Origin of the sequence: Mycobacterium sp., assembly GCF_035506235.1 — a bacterium.
Taxonomy (GTDB): Bacteria; Actinomycetota; Actinomycetes; order Mycobacteriales; family Mycobacteriaceae; genus Mycobacterium.
In genome coordinates this window covers 1-3,280 of sequence record NZ_DATJPU010000009.1, presented here as the reverse complement: position 1 = coordinate 3,280, position 3,280 = coordinate 1, and the positions used below count along the sequence as shown (strand labels likewise).

2 protein-coding genes are annotated in these 3,280 nt (G+C 65.2%); one reads left to right on the top strand and one right to left on the bottom strand.

Annotation, left to right across the window (positions count from 1 at the left end):
- Window positions 1-245 precede the first annotated feature (245 nt).
- A complete protein-coding gene (locus tag VMD50_RS01260) occupies window positions 246-851 on the top strand; it encodes a recombinase family protein (protein WP_325424068.1) in 606 nt (201 codons plus the stop codon).
- Window positions 852-895: 44 nt separating this feature from the next.
- Here the strand turns inward: VMD50_RS01260 and VMD50_RS01255 are convergent, their stop codons facing one another.
- On the bottom strand, window positions 896-3,130 hold the full coding sequence (locus VMD50_RS01255; protein WP_325424066.1) for an ATP-binding protein: 2,235 nt from the start codon (window positions 3,128-3,130) through the stop codon (window positions 896-898).
- Between the last annotated feature and the right edge of the window lie 150 nt (window positions 3,131-3,280).

The window sequence follows — 3,280 nt, the reverse complement described above, 5'->3', positions numbered from 1 at the left end:
GAGATCGAGAAAGAACTGGCGCGGACCTAGTCGTCAATGTACTCCAGCCCAGAGACGAGGTCCTCAGCCGCCTCGCGTCCCGCTGCCCGATGACTCCAACGAAGGTCGCAAAACTTTAGATGTGAGACTAGCGGTGCGAGTGGGCCAGTGGCAGTGGAAACCCCATGTCGGTCTGTCGCAAAAGCTGCCTCAAAACTGTTGTCGCAGATCTTGCGCTTCTGAGACTTCTGAGACAGACTTTTCTCATGTCCGCAACCACCGCCCCGGCCACAGGTACACAGCTCGGATACGCCCGCGTCTCAACCGGCCACCAGTCCCTGGACCAACAGCTCGACGCGCTCACCGCAGCGGGTGTGGACTCGAAGCGGGTATACAGCGACAAGCTGTCGGGAACGTCCACACGCGAACAGCGGCCTGGTCTTGCCGCGCTGCTTGACTATGCCCGACCCGGTGACGCAATCGTTGTCGTTGGCATAGATCGGTTAGGCCGCAACGCCTCTGAGGTGATGACCACGATTCGGGAGCTGGGTGAGCGGAACATCGTGCTGCGCTCGCTGAGGGAAGGCATCGACACCTCCAACGCCACGGGTCGTATGGTGGCCGGGGTACTGGCCAGCCTCGCAGAGCTTGAGCTTGAGTTGGGCCGTGAGCGCCGTGCAGCAGCACGGGAAGCGCGTCGGGCACGGGGGCAGCACATCGGACGACCCAAGGCGCTTGACGCGAAGAAAGCCGGTCTGGCGCAGCGGATGCACGCTAGTGGTGAGTCGGCGAGCACGATTGCCAGCACGCTAGGCGTTAGCAGGGCGACTGTGTATCGCGTCTTGGCCGAACAGACTGCTGAAGGCGATTGAGAGCATGCTGCACCGCTCTCGCGTGGACACGCGACTCGCGCAACTCAACCGGGGTGTTCGAGTTCTGTTCGGGCCTGGTCGATTTGGTCGTAGGCGTACGCCACCATGGCGGCTGTGGTCATCGTTTCACCCTTACGGGCCAGCGATTCGTAGGTCGCCTCGCCGAGGACATCGCGCAGGTGGGTGATCGCGGTGGTGATTTCGGGGACCCCCATCACAGACAAAGGACTGAGCGCGAACTCGGCGATGGTGGCCGCCGATTCGTAGCGTCCGAGCCGGTCGAAAAGAAGGGCGAGTTGGGCCAGCGGACGGCGGATCACCGTGGTGTGGCCCGCATTGTGGTAGTTGCGGATCGCCAGAGTGAGGTGATCGAATGCGGACGCGGCGTCGCCGTGTTCGGCTTCAAGTCGTGCCAGACCGTTCGCCAGGACTGACGCGTAGGCGCGGCTGCCGCTGTCTTGAGCGATCACCAGGCCCCGGCGCATGGCTTCCAGCGCGCCGACGGGATCAGCATCGCCGAGGGCGTAACCGTAGGCACCGAGGGCGAACGCAAGGAAGGACGGGTTGCCTGTTGCCTCCGCGGCCTCGATTAGGCCATCCGCGCAATCCATCGCCTCCCCACCGGAACCGGCCAATGAAAGAGCGACAACCAGCCATGCCCGGATGTAGACGGGGGTGTCGCGGCGGCGTGCGAGCTGGGTGCGACACATCTCGGCCAACCGCTCGGGCTGCCCGACGGTTAGGTATACAGCTCCAAGCAGGGCTTCGATGCCGTGCGGCGGCGCATCGCGGCTCCTGCCAAGAACGATCTGGCCTGCTTCGCTGTAGCGGACGGCCGCCTCGATCCGTCCGGCCCTGTAGCACAGCGACGCCATCACGTATAGAACTGGGAGCCGCGGGTGGTCCACGGCGCGGGCGGGTTCGATCAGCTCTTCAGCCCAGGCTATCGGCTCAAGGGTTTGGACCCCAGCGCCGAGCCACCCCGCATAGGTGGCGATGGTGGCGGCGACATTCAGATCGCCTTGGTCGGCGGCCCACCGAAATGCGGTGCGCAGGTTGGGCAGCTCGACGGTGAACCAGTCGTGGGCATCCCGTTGTCGGGGGCTGTCCCACAGGGCCAGGATGTCGGCTTCGCGTCCGGCGAAGTAGCGGGCATGCGCTGTCCGGGCTTCGGTCGCCGCGCCGCTGGCGGCGAGTTGTTCCTCGGCGAACTGGCGGATCGTCTCCAGCATCGAAAATCGGGTCCGCCCCGAAGCCCGGTCAGCCACCAGCAGCGACTTGCGCACAAGAGCGTCGAGTACCTCGAGGACGGCGTACTCGTCGAGGTCATCCGATCCGGCGACCGCGCAGGCGCTGTGCAGGTCAAACCCGCCCGCGAAGACCGAACAGCGTTCCAGCACTGTCTTTTCGGTGTCGTCGAGAAGGTCGTGCGACCAGGCCACCGCGTGGCGCAGCGTGTGGTGGCGTTCCAGGCCGCGTCGGGAGCCGACCAGTAGCCGGAACCGGTGATCAAGACGATCACGCACCTCACTGGCGGTCATCGACGCCATTCGTGAGGCGGCCAGTTCGATGGCCAATGGAATCCCGTCGAGGCGGTGACATATCTCGGTGACTGCGGCGGCTTCATCGCCGTTGACCATCGAGAAGCCCGGCGCAATGCCTTGGGCGCGTTCGACGAACAGGCTCACCGCCGCTGAGTCGATTCCCGCGCCGATGTCCAGCGAGCGTACTGGCCACACTTGCTCCTGGGCGACCCCAAGTCCTGCGCGGCTGGTGGCAACGACCCGCACGGTCGCGGATTGCGTGAGGATCGCTTCGATCAGGTCGGCGGCAGCGTCGAGAACGTGTTCGCAGTTGTCAAACACCAACAGCCGCAGCCTGCCCTCGAGCGCGGTGGCCACCGACTCGCTCACGGTCTTGCCCGGTTGCTGGGTGATGCCCAGCACCGCCGCCACTGCATCCGGTATCGCCGCCGGATCGGTGACCGCCGCCAGCTCGAAAAACCAAACGCCATCAGGGTATTCATCGGCCAGCCGCGACGCCACCTCGACAGCCAGGCGAGTCTTGCCAACCCCACCCACCCCGGTCAACGTCACCAACCGATGAGCCTTCATCGCGGCTTGCAGCTCGGCGACCTCCGACTCACGCCCGATGAAGCTCGTCGTCGCCGCCCGCAGGTTCCCCGGACTCACATCCAGCGCCCGCAACGGCGGAAACTCCATGCGCAGGCCCGCCGCTTGGACCTGAAACACCCCGACCGGAGTGGGCAGATCCCGCAACCGTCGCGGTCCTAGGACGGCGCTGAATAACTCGTCCAATGCTGGGCGTGTCTGACGGCTGCGCCCTGTGTGGCGTGTGATGATGTTGTGGTGCAAGGGATTTCACGGTCGGATCGGGAGTTGTTGGACGCGCAGGCGCTGGTCGGGGAG

Excerpts from the sequence above, each read along its gene's own strand:
- VMD50_RS01260 (WP_325424068.1), top strand. The coding sequence starts at position 246 with ATGTCCGCAACCACCGCCCCGGCCACAGGTACACAGCTCGGATACGCC.